Origin of the sequence: Bacillus sp. FSL K6-0069 (assembly GCF_038007785.1) — a bacterium.
Classification (GTDB): domain Bacteria; phylum Bacillota; class Bacilli; order Bacillales; family Bacillaceae_G; genus Bacillus_A; species Bacillus_A mobilis.
In genome coordinates, this window is record NZ_JBBOXN010000001.1 from 1,090,986 (window position 1) to 1,106,867 (window position 15,882).

Here is a 15,882-nt window from a genome sequence, read left to right on the forward strand (position 1 = left end):
AGAAGGTGTAAAATTATTATTTTGTATTATAGTTTGAAAGCTTGTAAATTAAATAAATTTTTTGTAAAACTTGTCGAAGTATGGTTCTATATAACGAATCATTTGTTATGATAGACATGTTGGAAAAATATGAAATAGAGAGAGGAAAATGGCTGTGAAGAAATTGTTAAGTGTCTTTTTATCATTTATACTATTGCTTTCATTTACTGGAACTTTAGTACAAGCAGAAGAAACGACTTCTATGTCAGTAGAAAAAGCAATTCAAGTATTTAAGCAGCAAGGTAAAACGAAGGGGATAGTGGAAGGATATATTGTCGGATATACGCAAAGTCCTTCTAAATACACGAAAGATCCGGCTAAGTTTGATGATACAAACGTAGCAATTGCGGATTCGCCAAATGAAACGAATCCAGACAAAATCATGCCTGTTCAGTTGCCAAAAGGCGATGTGAGATCGGCAGTAAATGTGAAAGATCATCCTGAAAATATCGGGAAGAAAGTTAGTTTAACAGGGACGCTTGAATTATATTTTAGTAGTCCAGGTTTAAAATCAGTAACAGCTCATAAGTTTCAAGGGGAAGGACAAAACCGTGTTAGCGATGTAGTAGCTTCACCAGGTGGCGGAGAAGTTGCGAAGGGAACAGCGGTAACATTAACAACGAATACAGAAGGAGCAACAATCTACTATACGTTAGATGGCTCTAATCCTACAAATAAGGGTGTTCGTTATAACGGACAAATTGTAGTGGATGAAAATAGTGTAATTAAAGCAATCGCAGAGAAAGAAGGGCTTACTTCTTCAGCGATTTCAACATTTTCATTTATTATCGTAAATAATGAGCCAGTACGTATTCATGATATTCAAGGAAAATCACATATTTCTCCTTACAAAGGGAAGAAAGTATACAATGTGGAAGGCGTTGTAACAACGCTTGATAAAAATGGTTTTTATATAGAAGATAATCAGCCGGATAATGATCCAGCTACTTCAGAAGGTATTTATGTGTACAAAAAAGATGCGAATGTAGCGGTAGGGGACCTAATTCAAGTTGATGGAGAAGTAGAAGAATATGTTGGTCCAGGATATGCAGAAAGGTTTGACACAGATTTAACGACGACGGAAATTAAGGCGAGCCGCGTTGCTGTAATTGCAAAAGATCAACCTTTACCAGCACCGATTGTACTTGGAGAAAACGGTGTGAAAATCCCAGATCAAATTATCGATAATGATGCATTCGGTTTATTTGATCCAAATGAAGATGCAATCGACTTTTATGAAAGTATAGAAGGTATGCGCGTTACGATGCCAACGCCAAAAATTATTGCACCTCAGAAAAACGGAAATTTATATGTAACAGTAGAAAATGGCGGAAATAAAGTCGTAACAAAATACGGCACACCTGTATTAGATGACAATCAATTAAACCCAGAGCGTCTTTCTGTCAAAGTACCTCGTGATTATGTGGCAAAAGTAGGAGATACTTTCACTGGAGATATAACAGGTGTAGTCGGATATGATTACGGTTCGTTCCGCGTTTCGCCAATAACGGAATTACCATCTGTAGTGGACGGTGGATTTAAGCAAGTAGGGGCGAATATTCAGCCTCGTCTTGATAAGTTAACAGTTGCTACATATAACATTGAAAACTTCTCGGCGAATAAAAAAGAAACAACAGACGAAAAGGTAAAAGCGTTAGCGTATTCTATTAAATACAATTTAAAAATGCCAGATATTATCGGTGTAGAGGAAATGCAAGATAATAATGGATCAATTAATGACGGTACAACAGAGGCTTCATTAAGCGCAAAACGTATCATTGATGCAGTTCTAGAAATTCGCGGGCCAAAGTATGAGTATGTAGAAATTGCTCCGCATAATAATCTAGACGGAGGAGCACCAGGAGCGAATATTCGCGTCGGTTTCTTCTACAACCCATCACGCGTGAAATTAGCAGCAGTACCGAAGTTACTTGATAAAAATGTTGTTCGTATTGGAGACGAAAACCCATTATTTGAAAGTACACGTAAACCGCTTGCGGCAGAATTTACGTTCCAAGGACAAAACGTTGTTGTCGTTACAAATCACTTAAACTCAAAAATAGGAGATGCAACGCCATTTGGAAAAGTGCAGCCGCTCGTATTAAAGAGTGAAGAAAAACGAATTCAGTTAGCGCAAGAAGTAAATCAATTCGTACAAGGAATTCAGAAAAAGAACACGAATGCACCAGTTGTTGTGTTAGGGGATATGAACGATTTTGAGTTTGCTAAACCATTAAAAGCACTAGAAGGAACAAACTTAAAAAATATGTTAAACACAGTGCCGAAAGAGAACCGCTACACGTACATTCATGAAGGAAATGCACAAGTGTTAGATCATATTTTAGTAACAAACAACATCGCACCACACACAATTGTAGACCCAGTGCACTTAAACTCAAACATTATGAAAGAGCACGGACGTGTAAGTGACCATGATCCAGTACTTGCTCAAATTGATTTGAAGAAAGCTTCTTAAATGAGGGGAACGCTTAGGCAACTAAGCGTTCTTTTTTGTTTTTGTAGGGTCATAGAATGGTATAAAGAGGTGATTCCTTTTTATGTAATCTAGTGATAAAATTAATTGAACATTCAGTCTTTGTGAGGAGGGCAACGATGCCAGCACAAATAAATGGAAAATTAATGAATCAGTTAGCGATTTTATTTAGTATAATCGTCATGTTCCAATTTGTAGCAGATGTAACAGGACTTACTCAAAATTTAGATATCACGTATAACTTAATACATACAGCATCGTCCTATATAACATTTAGTTTGGCAGTCATTTTTACTTTAATAGGTGCAAGAAGAGAATTAAGTAAATATGCAATTATTTTATTATGTTCAGTTGTAGGTATTAAAGCGATTTATTTTGCGTTGTTCGTTATTTTATGGGGATTGGCAGGGACACCGTAAAGGGGGATGGTTACATGATAATAAGAGCGTAATTCTCTAAGCTAGCTTAGGGAATTACGCTCTTATTCGTTCAATGAATTAGTCTGAAATTGCTTGAAACGCTTTTCTACACCGATCTCTTTTTTGCAGTCTTCTTCTATATTTTTTTCTATCCCGCTTTACTCCTTGTATATACATGAATAAGCTAACGAGAAGGAAGAAGGTACATTGCATCGTTAAAATGTACGGTGACATGCCTTGTAATGGTTGCTTTGGGTCATATAAATGAAAAGGTGCTCCGCCTATTGTAGGGAATATTGTATTTAGCAGGACGTACGGAATGGAGGCAACTGCAAATGGAAAGAGAATCGCCATATAGTCTTTTTGTGACCATACAGATGCAGCCAGTCCTAAAAGGGCCATTAAACCTGCAAATAAAAAATTAATTCCGATATATACAGTAATGTAAGCGAGAGGTGCATCTAAATATAGGTTTGCGAACATCCCATCATCATTTATGATACCTGAACCAGCCGTAGGTGCTCCGTCTGGAATGGTTAATTTGCAAAATAATAGCGATAAGACGAATGGAAGTGTATAAAGAAATCCTCCGCAAAAAAACGTAACGATATATTTCGTTACTGAATAAGGAAATATAGAAATCCCTTTACTCACGAACGGTTTAAAACCATCTGATTTATCTGAATTGTAGCTTGTACTAAAGGGGAAACTCGCAATAACTGGCATTAATAGTAAATAAACATCCATTTCATTATCGCGAAATCCAATCCATTTTATATCTGTTGATATAGGACCATTCGCTGCGTCTCCTAAATAACGAATGACATAGTAATAGTGATAAATACAAATAAGAACGAATCCACTAAACATCATAATTAAAGAAATACGACTACAAAAAGCTTGCTTTATATTTAAACGAAGCGCACGCATCATGACTGAAAAAGCCTCCACTATTTTGATAAACTTGTCTATTTTCTATATTACTATTAAATGTAAAGATTTTCTTGTTTTTTTTATTTGATTATTTGAAAAAAGGGGAATTCGTTGTCGTTAAGTAAGGTTTAACAGAAATTGTATTTTCTAAAATATGGTTGACAATTAAGTATTACATTTGTAATCTTAATTGTAGATTACAAATGTAATACGAAGGAGTGAAATATATTATGACAAATCAATTACCTAAAATATCTGAAGCTGAATTAGAAATTATGAAAGTACTTTGGTCTAATTCTCCACAAACAGCGAATGAAATTATAGAAGAACTAGAAGATGCAATGGACTGGAAACCGAAAACAATTCGCACATTAATTAATCGGTTAGTACAAAAGGAAGCCGTTTCTTACCATCAAGATAAAGGGCGTATGTATGCTTATTATCCGTTAGTATCACAAGATAATTATTTACAAGTTGAAACGAAATCTTTGCTAAAGCGTTTTTGCGGCGCAGCGTTCAAGCCATTACTTGTTAATTTCTTAAAAGAGGAAAAATTGTCTTCAGATGATATTAATGAACTGAAACGCATTTTAGATGAAAAGACAGAGGAGAATAAGAGGAAGGATAGATAACGATGATAGACATGCTTATAAATGTATACCTTCCTCATTTATTTGATTGGCTTATAGAAACGTCACTTATGGCCAGTATATTAGTTGGATTTATTTTATGTATAAAAGTGCTATTTAGAAATAAGTTAACGCCCCGGTGGCAATATATGCTGTGGATCGTACTAATGATACGACTCCTTTTACCATGGTCACCGGATAGTTCCTATAGCATTTATTCACTCCTTTCGTATAGTTCTAGTGTGTCGGAAGTGATTCAAAAAAATACATCTTCACCTGAGAATACAGTGAATAACGAGATGAAACAGACAGTGGAATTAGAAACAAATTCTGAAACTGTGATAAAGAATAGTGAACCTGAAGTAAACGTGAGTGCGGAACAACAGACTACACTTTCTTTATACAAAATTGCTCTATATGTTTGGTTAGCTGGAGTAATCGTATTAGCAGTCATCACGTTTATTACAAATAGACGTTTATATTCTTACATAAAGAAACAACCAGATATTACGGATGAACAGGTCGTTACAGCGTTTAATCGCTGTAAGCAGTCTATGAAAATGAAGAAGGCAGTTTCATTACGCCTTGCAGGAAAGATTGCGAGTCCAACTGTGTTTAGTTTCTTCCGCCCGAAAGTATTACTATCAAAAAAACATATGAAAGCATTAAATGAGCAACAATTACAATATGTCTTTTACCATGAGTTAGCTCATATTAAAAGAAGCGATGTAGCTGTAAATTGGATTATGTACAGTTTAATCTTATTAAATTGGTTCAATCCAATTCTTTGGTACGCCTATTTCTGTATGAGAGAAGATCAAGAATTAGCCTGCGATGCATATGCGCTTACGTTTATAGATAAAGAGGAGCAAATTGCATACGGTCATACAATTATTACCCTTTTAGAACACTATTCCTATCAAGTACCAAGCCTAGCAAATTTAAGCAGAAATAAACGAACACTAAAAAGGAGAATCGTTATGATTAAAAAGTTCCAAAAGAAATCGTATCGTCTGTCTTTACTTGGCGTTATTGCTATAGCAGTTATAGCAGGGGGATTCTTATTGAATGCAAGGATAACCGAGGGAGATGAAAGACAGAAGGAAAAGGTTGTAGAAAACAAGCAATCTAAAGCGGCATTTGAAAAAGCGATAGAAACAGTATATGGTACACCAGAGAATGCAAGTAGAGAATGGGGTATGTCGATAAAGTCATATAAAAGAGATACAGATTTTTTGTATTTGGCAGAAAAGAATTTTACAAAAAAAGAATTTGAACAATATGTCCAATTATTTAAAGAGGCTAGGGAAATTCAGAAAAAAGCAATGGTTAAGAAAAATGTGCCTGAGAATTATGATGGAGATACAAAGGAAATGAATCTTAAACGCTTGAATAAACCTGATCAAGAAAGACTAGCTAGTATTCAGAAGAAATTAAAACCTTTTGATGATAAATTGCAGAAGTCTTTAACATATACTATGGAAGAAGCAAAAGAACATGTACCGTATCAAATTAAGAAGCCAACTTATATACCTGAAGGTTATGAATTAAAGAGAGAATGGGCTGATTCATATTTTGGAAGAGATGTAGAATTAGTTATTAAATCAGAATATACAAAAGGAAAATATGGTTTTACAATTTACCAGTCAAGGATGTATATGGATGGTAATGTTAATGGTGGCAAGGATCCACTACACTACATGATGCCTGGAGACGAGAATCTAGAAAGTTATAGTTTAGACGGGAAAGAAATGGTCTATAATAAATATTCTCAAGGAGAGAGTAAGTTAAAAGGACTCAAAATGTTTGTACCAGCACAAGGTAAGAATAGTGATTATCAAATTGTCATAGTAAATGATATTTTTACAAGAGATACAAAGATATACGAAGAGATAATTGATGATGATCTAACTAAGAAAGAGATGGAGAAAATATTACTTTCTATGTCAAAATAAAAGACAGTGTTCTTAAAACTTTTGTTTTAAGAACACTGTCTATTTTATTGAATTTCTAGTGGGATCTAGCCAGCAATTATTATGAATATATTCTTGCTTTCCATATAAGCATTCTTTTTGATACACTATGGACAGTATGATATACACTGACTGGAATTTTTTATACTGGAAATAATAAAAAAGAGAACTTGTATAGAATGTAAGCGTGTGGTAATATCAAAGATGTACTGATTGACTATATTATCCAATTGGTCATTTTTGGAGGTGACGATGTGGCGATAGATCGAAAACGTTCTATTATTGAAGCTGCAACAAAGTCTTTTTCAGCGTTCGGTTATAAAGCAACAACGATGGATCAAGTAGCGAAGTTAGCGAATGTAGGAAAAGGAACGATTTATACTTTTTTCAAAAATAAAGAAGAGCTATTTGGCGAAATTATTTCTAATTTAATTACAGAAATGAAGCAAGTTGCAGAAAATGCAATTCGTTCAGATGTTTCATTTTTTGAAAATGTACATAGAGCATTATATAGCATATTAGAATTCAGAAAAGAACATCAGCTCATGATTAAGTTAATTCAAGAAGAGCGCGATATGGGAACGAAAGAAGTACAAGAAGTGATGCAACAAGTAGATGTGGAAATCGTTTCTGTCATTCAATCGTATTTAAAGATTGCGATTGAAAAAGGTGAGATTAGCAAATGTGATCCAGAAATTACAGCATTTATTATGCTTCGCTTATACGTATCGCTTATTTTTGATTGGGAAAAAAATCATGAACCGCTAGAAAAAGAAAAAATTGCAGAATTATTTGAACTTTATTTATTAAAAGGATTGTCAAACTAAGATAATCCTTTTATTATTATAAAAAGTGACCATTTGAACGAATTGGTCATACATTTATTTTAGGGAGGGATAATAGAAATATTCACTTCATATGAAGGAACAGTTGCATAGTATAAATTCGGGGATAAGGCATATGTATGAATAGGTATAGCCTTTTTATTCGGGAGAAAATGACCGAATGAACAATTCGGTCATTCAGAAAAGGGGGAGAAATGATGAAATGGAATCAGTTACTTCGTAAAGAGTTTACTGAAATTATAAAAAGTAAAAAAATATTAATTCCAATTATCGCGGTTTTATTCGTACCAATTTTATATGCAGGTATGTTTTTATGGGCCTTTTGGGATCCATATAAACAGTTAGATGATTTGCCAGTGGCGGTAGTCAATTTAGATAAAGGTGCAGTATTTGATGGGAAACCAATTGAGGTCGGCAAAGGGCTCGTTGATAACTTAAAAGATAATACAAGTTTCAAATGGGAATTTGTAAGTGAAAAAGAAGCGAAAAAAGGAATGGAAGGTAGAAAGTATTACATGTTAGTACGCATTCCAGATGACTTCTCAAGTAACGCTACAACGTTATTAAAAGATGATCCAAAACCATTAAACTTAGAATATATTCCAAACGAAAGCTTAAACTTCTTATCTTCACAAATTGGCGGAACAGCCATTGAAAAAATTAAAGGTGAAGTATCAAGTACGTTAACGAAAACATATGCAGAGAAAATGTTTGATTCCATTCAAGACGTCTCAAAAGGATTAGCAGATGGGGCGGAAGGAGCAAATAAACTACACGACGGATCAAGTGAGCTACGTGATGGTTCAAGTAAAGTGACGGATGGCCTTCATACACTTCAAGGGAAGTCTGGAGAGATGAAGGATGGAGTTGGGAAATTAGCAGATGGATCTAATAAATTAGTAGATGGATCAGGCAAAGTAACAAACGGTTTAAATACGCTAAATAGCAAAACAGGTGAAATGCAGAATGGTGTAGGGAAATTACAAGATGGATCTCAGAAAGTAACAGCGGGTTTAAATACGTTAAATGACAAAACAAGTGAGATGCAAGTTGGTGTAGAGAAACTATTTGATGGATCAGGGAAAGTGACAGTGGGTTTAAATACATTAAATAGTAAAACAGGTGAAATGCAGAATGGTATAGGGAAATTACAAGATGGATCTGGAAAGGTGACAGCGGGTTTAAATACATTAAATAGCAAAACAAATGAAATGCAAAAAGGAATTAGCGAATTACGTGATGGATCTGAGAAAGTGACCGATGGTTTGAACAAATTAGTAAGTAAATCGGATGAATTAAAAACAGGAACAACCGATTTATCAAATGGTATGGGAGAACTTGTTGGAGGACAAAGTAGATTAGAGAAAGGGTCTCAAGAGATTCAAAAGGGTTTGCAGGAGTTAAATAGTAACGTACAAAATGCTGTTACAGGACTAGAGGAAATGCAGTCAAAAGTTCCGTCTACATTAAATAAAGTAAATGAGAAAATAAATGGGGCTGGAGAAAGCGTAAATCAATTAAATGAAATGACGCAGTCAACAGCAGGAGATGCAAAAACTGCAGCGCAAGATGTAGCGAGTTTGCAAAAACAAATTGAGAACTTGCCAAAAGAATATCAAGAACAGTTGCAACCATTTATAACAAATGTGGTAAAAAGTACAGCGGCAGTTCAGCAAAAAGCTACCGGCGTAGCAGGTGGAACAAATAAGTTAAACGACGAAGTGAAACAATTAAAAGGCGAAATACATGAATCAACAAATGGAATGCATAACAAACTACCGAATCCAGAAGGGTTTAAAGCTCTAACGGATGGTATTAAGAAACTAACGAACGCACAAAATGAATTTGTTAGTAATTTTCATGGGTTTGGTGAAGGTTTAGGTAAGGTAAAATTAGGTACTGATAAATTGAAAAACGGATCCGGCCAATTGATTGATGGTGCAAATCAATTAGTAGATGGATCTGGGAAGGTAACAGACGGATTAGGCGCATTATCTGTAGGAGCAAACCAAATGGCAGGTGGAATAAATCAATTAGCGGACGGTTCAAATCAAGTAACAGGTGGTTTAGGCACATTATCTGTAGGTGCAAGTCAAATGACCGGTGGAATAAATCAATTAGCAGAAGGTTCAAGCCAAGTAACAGGTGGTTTAGGCACATTATCTACAGGCGCAAGCCAAATGGCAGGTGGAGTAAATCAATTAGCAGAAGGTTCAAGCCAAGTAACAGGTGGTTTAGGATCATTATCTGTAGGAGCAAACCAAATGGCAGGTGGAGTAAATCAATTAGCAGATGGATCTAATCAAGTAACAACTGGCTTAGGTACTCTAAATGGTGGTCTAAATAAAATGTCAACAGGCTCAACCCAGCTAATCGACGGCGTAAATAAACTAGCAGACGGCTCTGGAAAAGTAACAGATGGCCTCGTAAAAGTAAACGATGGTTCAGGGGAACTTGCTGAGAAACTTGGCGAAGGAGCAGAAAAAACTGGTGAAGTAAAAGGAACCGATAAAACGTACGATATGTTTGCAAGTCCTGTAAAAGTGAAGACGGAGAAAATGGCGGAAGTTCCTAACTACGGAACTGGATTTACACCGTACTTCTTATCACTCGGTTTATTTGTTGGGGCATTACTATTATCTATTGTTTATCCATTACGTGATACAGTTGGCGTTCCGAAATCAGGATTTAGCTGGTTTATTAGTAAGTTCGGCGTGTTATTATCAGTCGGTATTATTCAAGCAATAGTAGCAGATGTTATATTGCTATTCGGATTAGGTGTAGAAGTACAAAGTATTCCGTATTTCATACTCTTTAGCATCGTTACAAGTTTAGCGTTTATCGCATTAATTCAATGTTTAGTAACAGCATTTGGTGATGCGGGGCGTTTCATCGCCATCATCACATTAATTATTCAGCTTACAACAAGTGCTGGAACATTCCCATTAGAATTGATTCCGAAGTTTTTACAGCCATTCAATGCTTGGTTGCCGATGACATATTCTGTATCCGGATTGAAAGCAGTCGTATCAAGCGGAGACTTTAACTTCATGTGGCAAAACATAGGAGTACTCATGATTTTCATCGTTGTGTTATCACTTGGAACAATTGCATCCTTAACTTGGATGCACAAACGACAATTTAGAAATATTGCTGAAAATCAATCAGTTGAAGCATAAATAAGGAACATAAAAAAGCACCGAAATGGTGCTTTTTTTATTAGTTTTGTTTTATTGGTTGAGAAAGTTCATTTGTTTTTCTGTTTTTACGGAACAAGTATATAACAATACTTATAAGAATAATTGTAGCTACAATCCACACAAATGGACCATATTTTTCAGCAAAAGTATATAGTTTCATATTACTAGCAATGTCCTCTTTTGTTTTTCCTATTAGAATTTCAGAACCACTATACCCTTCAAGGGTATCCCCCTTTTTTATGCCAAAAATAAGAGTGTCTGATTTGTTTTCTATTCCCGTATATCGGTATCCTTTACTTTTAATTGTTAATTGAGTATCATCCTTTTTTAGTGAGTAATCTTCAATGGAAATATCTTTTCCTGACAGTGTAATTGGTTCCATCGAAAAACGGATTTCTTTTAATGCAGGAAGAACCTCATTGTTTAGTAAGAGCTGCTTTGCAATATGTTGCTCTGTATCAATGTTTATCCAATTTGTTTTTCGTCGTTTATACGTATTAATTTCAAGGAGTGCGAATTCTTTATTTTGAAGTTTTTCCTCTGTAATAGGTTGCGCAGTAGTTAATGCTCCTTTTAATAAAATCACACCGTCTTTTGCAGATTGAAATGAAGAGACTTCTTTCGTTTCTTTTAATGTATTGATAGCACTTCTATAATCTTCTTTTCCTAAAAGAACAGCTCCTGTATGTACGGTTAAAATAAGATATAGAATACTTAATACTATAATAGCTTTTTTCACTATGTACCCTCCAAAGTATGTATAAGTTAATTGTAACATAATTTACCATTTTAATTTATTAATTTGAATAATAGGTTGCAAATGTAAAAGTGGTAAGTCAGTTTAAAGAAAGCGTGGATGAGAGTAGTAAAAATGAAAAGGAAGTTTAGGTATAAGAAAGGTGTATAACTGCACTTAAAGTGGATAAAATATTTTTTTCATTACGTAATAGTTATTTTGTATTCTCTAATATCATCCTTTTTTATTTGTAATACATTCTCTATAAAGATATTATTATATCGAGAAAGACCATACACCAAATATGCAACATTGCATATTTGGTGTATGGTCTTTTGAATATTACTCATCGTTGTTATTACTTCCAAAGGAGCATCTTTTCTTTAGTTCGCTTACAAATCTTTCGGGATCTTTCGGTGAGATTTTTACACTTCCCAAAACCCCCGATGTGTAAAAAATCTCATAACAATCTTTCGAAGAGAGAATACGATACCCAACTAAAATGTTATCTGTTTTTGAGATTTTCGTTATATGACCGTACGGAATCTTACTCCGAAATGGGCCACCTTTTATGAATAAGTAATCTTCATAGAATGTATATGTAATTGAAAAGGAGCACCATAATAGGAAACCAGAAGATAGAAAGAAAATAGATAGTAGAATGTATGCATCTGTTGTAGTAGCCTCATCATCAAATATGAGAGGAAGTATTGTTACAGCGCCAGTGGTGAAAATAGCGAAACTGATGATAGATAAGAAGAATGTATCCATTTTAGAGTGAAATGTCATTTGTAACCCTCCTTCTCCTTAATTTTACCATATTTCATATGTAGGGCTAAATAAAAGGACAGGAATTGCAACCATTTGAACAGAAGTATAGTACATAGGAGCTGATATGATGAAAGGAAATCTTACTTTTTATTTTATCTTAAATCCGCTAATCATCTTTCTTGTTTACGCCCTTTCACCTATCTTGTTTCATAAAGAAAGATATATAAATATGAAAGATGCACTAGGAATAATTTTAGTTTACTATGTGCTAATTAGCGGGTATTACCTTATGGATGTTATAAGTGAGAGAATGAAGAAGAATAGTAAGGACAAACAATAAATTTGTATTATATAAAAACCGATGGGGGATAACAACATGACCGAAAATGAAATCAAATTCAGAGATACGACGATTCGTAACTTTTTCGATAAAGAGGACCGTCTAAAATCGATTCCAGGTCAAAAGAAGAAAAAACTAGTATTGTTAGAGCATTTAATTAGCAAATTAAATGCTGAAAATCAATATACGGAAAAAGAAATTAATACATTCATAAAACAATATCACGATGATTTTTGTACAATTAGACGCGAGTTTATTGTACACGGGTTTATGGATCGAGAGGATAATATGTACCATATAAACGGGAGAGAAGTGTGGACGAAGTGGGAGGAGTTAAAATAAAAAAGCTCTGTTATGGAAAACAGAGCTTTTTATTATTTATTCGGATGTAAAATTTTAAAATCGTAGGCGTAAATGGATTTACCACCTTTAACAGATGTAATAATTTGATTCATATCTTTAATTTTAGTAGTTTTAATTTTTTTACCGGTTAATAGAGAGTACGTTTCTATAGAATATTTATGTTCTTGTTTTTCATTATAACGTAATACATATAATTGATCGTCTTCAAAATATGTTTGTTCATTATATCTAACGCCATCGGTTACATGGTAATCAATTTTGAATTTAAGATTGACTGCATATGTTTCTGTATTAAAAGTTATGACATCACCTAGTCCATTTATAAAAAATAATTCATTGTTATGTAGATAAGCGGAATTATTTTTTGTAAATGGTATGGAAGCTGTGGAATTCTCCTCGGAAGAAAGTAAAATTAAATCTTGTTTTAATGATTTTTTATCAATGCGTAATAAATATACTTTTCCTTTAATTGAATTATCATTCTCAATTAAAATCGTATAATAAAAATTTGAGTCACTTAAAATAGATGAGTAACTAGAATACGACATGTTTTTATCAAGATTAATTGTTGTAACATCTTCAAGATTCATAGTTGAATCATTAAATAATAATTTTTTTAAACTATGCTCATTTTTATCTATATCTTGAGTTAAAACTAAAACTTCATCTGTATTAACGCCAGAACTAATAAGATAATGAGGGATATTTCCTTTATGAATTTGCTTTTGATTACCATAAATTACATTTGAATCATAATTGCCAGTAGTGGAGTTACTGCCTGAATTGTAAATGTTAACAAATAAGTCTTGTTTTTTTAAATATATCCTTTGATCTCCTGTATGTTGGTATTTCATTTTATAATTTTTAAAATCTTCTCCAATAAATTTAATATTATCTTTACTTTCTAGTACGATTTCTTTTTTGTTATCAGATACACCTATTCCTCCGAGTTCTAAACCATTCATTTTATATCCATGTGCTTTTTCATTTTTATCGATGAATATCGCATAACTAATCCCTCTACCATCCATATCTTGATCGGCAGTCGAAGAGAGATAAATGACAGCTTGTTTATCTTTCAAAAAATCTTTTTTCTCAATATCTTCTTCAGATATTGAATTTACATTACTGTTTTTAAAGAAGAAAAAGTAGATGAGTGCTGCAATTAAAATTATGCTTAGAATAAGAACGATTATTTTTTTCACTGTTATGAGCTCCTTTTATAAGAAGAAGTGCAACAAATATAGTTGTTGCACTTTTTCTTCAGTATTAAATATTACGAATTGTTGAGGTTTGTTTTGCGTCACGAACATCTCGTGGATATACACCAGCACCGCCATCTTTATCTAAATCTAGTCCGCCATGAAGTTGATAAGCAGACCAAATTAGTTTAGAACAGTTTTTGGCCCCGTAATGGGTTGTACTTCTATTTGTAGCAAAATTATAAGAATATGAATCTTTACCTACACGATCTTTTGCCCACCATGCCGCATCATTTTTGTTTTGCCAAGATGTATTTACGGATTTTACTACCGCATCTCCTTTATCTACTTTACGGGATGTAGTACTAATTGTACGAACGCCATCATTTGGTACAGATTCTACGATTGTATTTGAACTATAATACATACCAACATGTCCATGATTTAAGTATGCAGTGTATGAACCCGTATAGAAGAAATCCCCCATATTGCTGTTCCCTACTGAAACTGTACCACCACTAGCTCCTAAAGTATTCATTTTTTTACTTGCTTCTTTTTTGCCTTGTTCTTCATCTGCTTTTAGCTCTTTATAAATCTGTTCAGAAACAGCTTCTTTTGTATTCCCAGTGTTGTTTGCTAATTCTTTAATACTAGATATTAGCTCTTGTGTACTTACATCGGGCTGCATCTTTTTGATTTCATTTAAGTAAGGTAAATCATCACTTTTTGCAAAAGAAGCAGTAGGTACAACCACAGCAGAAGTTAATAACCCCATTGTTAACGTTAGTGCATGTAGCTTTTTCGTAATCCATCCCCTTTGTGTAATTTATTTTTTTGGGAATTTTACCTGTATTTTATTTAAATGGTAAAATTCTCCTTAATGATAAGTGATAGTTTTATAGCTGTAAATCGCATTTTAGTAATTAATTGTTGAAAAAGTTTGGTTTGTAATAGGTTTGAAAAATAAGGATATTATGTTTTTAAGTGTAGATAAATTATATGGAAATGTATAATACAGTTTGTGTGAATATTTGTCTAAGGAATTAAAGGAGGGAACGATTATGGGGGGCTTTATAAAAATTATTCTTTAGTCGTACCATTTGTTATATTTCCTACGTTTCTTTGTTGAGAAATAAAAATAGTACTTTATTTGAACCCTCACTTTCAGTAATGTATATAATTGTCTCAATTCAGTTTTTCAACGTGGGCTCTTACAAATTAGTAGTTTACTTCTTATAGTTCCGCTTTAATAGTAACGATTAAAAAGATGACCAGGTAAATATCTGAGCCATCTTTAAAACATGTTATTCTTCCTCCCACTATATTTGTGGGAGGATTCCATTTTCATTTTATGAGAAATTATGAAATTGCGTTCTCTAATCGCTCTTTCTGACGAAGATGATGTGCGAAATGCATAGAAATAAGCTGGAACCATTCTGCTGCATGTAAGTAACCAAGCCCAGGATGTTCGACTTTACAATCACTTGGGATAGAAGAAAGTGTTGGCTCAATGTCTTTAACAATTGTAATTAATTCTAGAAGCTGTTTCTGTACGTCTTCTTTATTAGATGGGTTTTCAGGCGTATATCCAGGATGATCTGGTAATTTGATTTTTATGTCTGGGAAAGCTCCTATCATATATACCTTTTCTCCCATATCCGTTTTTTTATTAGTTGCAGAAGGCGCTTCAGTTCTGCATTTCGCGATTGCATCTAACTGCATGCGTGTAGCTGAAATTAAGTGATTATACATTTGACCGAGAGACCATTCCTCATGAGAAGGCTTCATCCTAAATTGTTCTATAGAGTACTTTTCTAATTCCTCTATGTAGTACGTTGCTAACTCTTCAAATTTCTTCATATCACTAACTCCTTTTTATGAAAATGTATTTGTTACTCCCTACTATAAAGAAGTAATGCTGACAACATTATGTCAGTA

General features: G+C 33.8%; 14 protein-coding genes. 8 read left to right on the top strand and 6 right to left on the bottom strand.

The genetic code is table 11. The features are described 5' to 3' along the window. Positions 1 to 148 precede the first annotated feature (148 nt). Both MHB74_RS05600 and MHB74_RS05605 read left to right on the top strand, forming a co-directional pair. Positions 149 to 2,515, top strand: coding sequence for a DUF6359 domain-containing protein (locus MHB74_RS05600; RefSeq protein ID WP_061676551.1), 2,367 nt, complete (start codon positions 149 to 151; stop codon positions 2,513 to 2,515). Between the two features lie 137 nt (positions 2,516 to 2,652). Further along, a complete protein-coding gene (locus MHB74_RS05605) occupies positions 2,653 to 2,952 on the top strand; it encodes a hypothetical protein (protein WP_061676550.1) in 300 nt (99 codons plus the stop codon). A gap of 78 nt (positions 2,953 to 3,030) precedes the next feature. Here the strand turns inward: MHB74_RS05605 and MHB74_RS05610 are convergent, their stop codons facing one another. Then, positions 3,031 to 3,885, bottom strand: coding sequence for a hypothetical protein (locus tag MHB74_RS05610; RefSeq protein ID WP_061676549.1), 855 nt, complete (start codon positions 3,883 to 3,885; stop codon positions 3,031 to 3,033). 230 nt (positions 3,886 to 4,115) lie between these two features. Here MHB74_RS05610 and MHB74_RS05615 point away from each other — a divergent pair, with 230 nt between their 5' ends. The 4 genes from MHB74_RS05615 (at position 4,116) to MHB74_RS05630 (ending at position 10,511) form a co-directional block, all read left to right on the top strand. Continuing rightward, a complete protein-coding gene (locus MHB74_RS05615) occupies positions 4,116 to 4,517 on the top strand; it encodes a BlaI/MecI/CopY family transcriptional regulator (protein WP_044792665.1) in 402 nt (133 codons plus the stop codon). 2 nt (positions 4,518 to 4,519) lie between these two features. Next, positions 4,520 to 6,469: a M56 family metallopeptidase gene (locus MHB74_RS05620; RefSeq protein ID WP_061676548.1), complete on the top strand. Its 1,950-nt coding sequence runs from the start codon at positions 4,520 to 4,522 to the stop codon at positions 6,467 to 6,469. A 272-nt stretch (positions 6,470 to 6,741) separates the two neighbouring features. Continuing rightward, positions 6,742 to 7,314 carry a TetR/AcrR family transcriptional regulator gene (locus MHB74_RS05625; RefSeq protein ID WP_000963378.1) on the top strand — a complete coding sequence of 191 codons (573 nt, stop codon included), beginning with the start codon at positions 6,742 to 6,744 and terminating at the stop codon, positions 7,312 to 7,314. A gap of 215 nt (positions 7,315 to 7,529) precedes the next feature. Beyond that, a complete protein-coding gene (locus MHB74_RS05630) occupies positions 7,530 to 10,511 on the top strand; it encodes a YhgE/Pip domain-containing protein (RefSeq protein ID WP_061676547.1) in 2,982 nt (993 codons plus the stop codon). Positions 10,512 to 10,551: 40 nt separating this feature from the next. Here the strand turns inward: MHB74_RS05630 and MHB74_RS05635 are convergent, their stop codons facing one another. Both MHB74_RS05635 and MHB74_RS05640 read right to left on the bottom strand, forming a co-directional pair. Further along, a complete protein-coding gene (locus MHB74_RS05635) occupies positions 10,552 to 11,310 on the bottom strand; it encodes a hypothetical protein (RefSeq protein ID WP_061676546.1) in 759 nt (252 codons plus the stop codon). Between the two features lie 300 nt (positions 11,311 to 11,610). Next, entirely contained in the window at positions 11,611 to 12,057 is a 447-nt protein-coding gene (locus MHB74_RS05640; RefSeq protein ID WP_061676545.1) for a PH domain-containing protein, read from the bottom strand. Between the two features lie 109 nt (positions 12,058 to 12,166). Between MHB74_RS05640 and MHB74_RS05645 the strand changes: the two genes are divergently transcribed. Together MHB74_RS05645 and MHB74_RS05650 are read left to right on the top strand one after the other, a co-directional pair. After that, entirely contained in the window at positions 12,167 to 12,379 is a 213-nt protein-coding gene (locus MHB74_RS05645; protein ID WP_061676544.1) for a hypothetical protein, read from the top strand. A 36-nt stretch (positions 12,380 to 12,415) separates the two neighbouring features. Continuing rightward, positions 12,416 to 12,721 carry a DUF2087 domain-containing protein gene (locus MHB74_RS05650; RefSeq protein WP_061676543.1) on the top strand — a complete coding sequence of 102 codons (306 nt, stop codon included), beginning with the start codon at positions 12,416 to 12,418 and terminating at the stop codon, positions 12,719 to 12,721. 32 nt (positions 12,722 to 12,753) lie between these two features. On the opposite strand, the gene MHB74_RS05655 is transcribed toward MHB74_RS05650, so the two are convergent. From MHB74_RS05655 to MHB74_RS05665, 3 genes are all read right to left on the bottom strand, one after another. Continuing rightward, positions 12,754 to 13,947, bottom strand: a complete 1,194-nt coding sequence (locus tag MHB74_RS05655) for a hypothetical protein (RefSeq protein ID WP_061676542.1) — start codon at positions 13,945 to 13,947, stop codon at positions 12,754 to 12,756. Between the two features lie 64 nt (positions 13,948 to 14,011). Further along, positions 14,012 to 14,719: a hypothetical protein gene (locus MHB74_RS05660; RefSeq protein WP_061676541.1), complete on the bottom strand. Its 708-nt coding sequence runs from the start codon at positions 14,717 to 14,719 to the stop codon at positions 14,012 to 14,014. A 584-nt stretch (positions 14,720 to 15,303) separates the two neighbouring features. Beyond that, positions 15,304 to 15,804: a DinB family protein gene (locus MHB74_RS05665; RefSeq protein ID WP_061676540.1), complete on the bottom strand. Its 501-nt coding sequence runs from the start codon at positions 15,802 to 15,804 to the stop codon at positions 15,304 to 15,306. Positions 15,805 to 15,882: the final 78 nt, after the last annotated feature.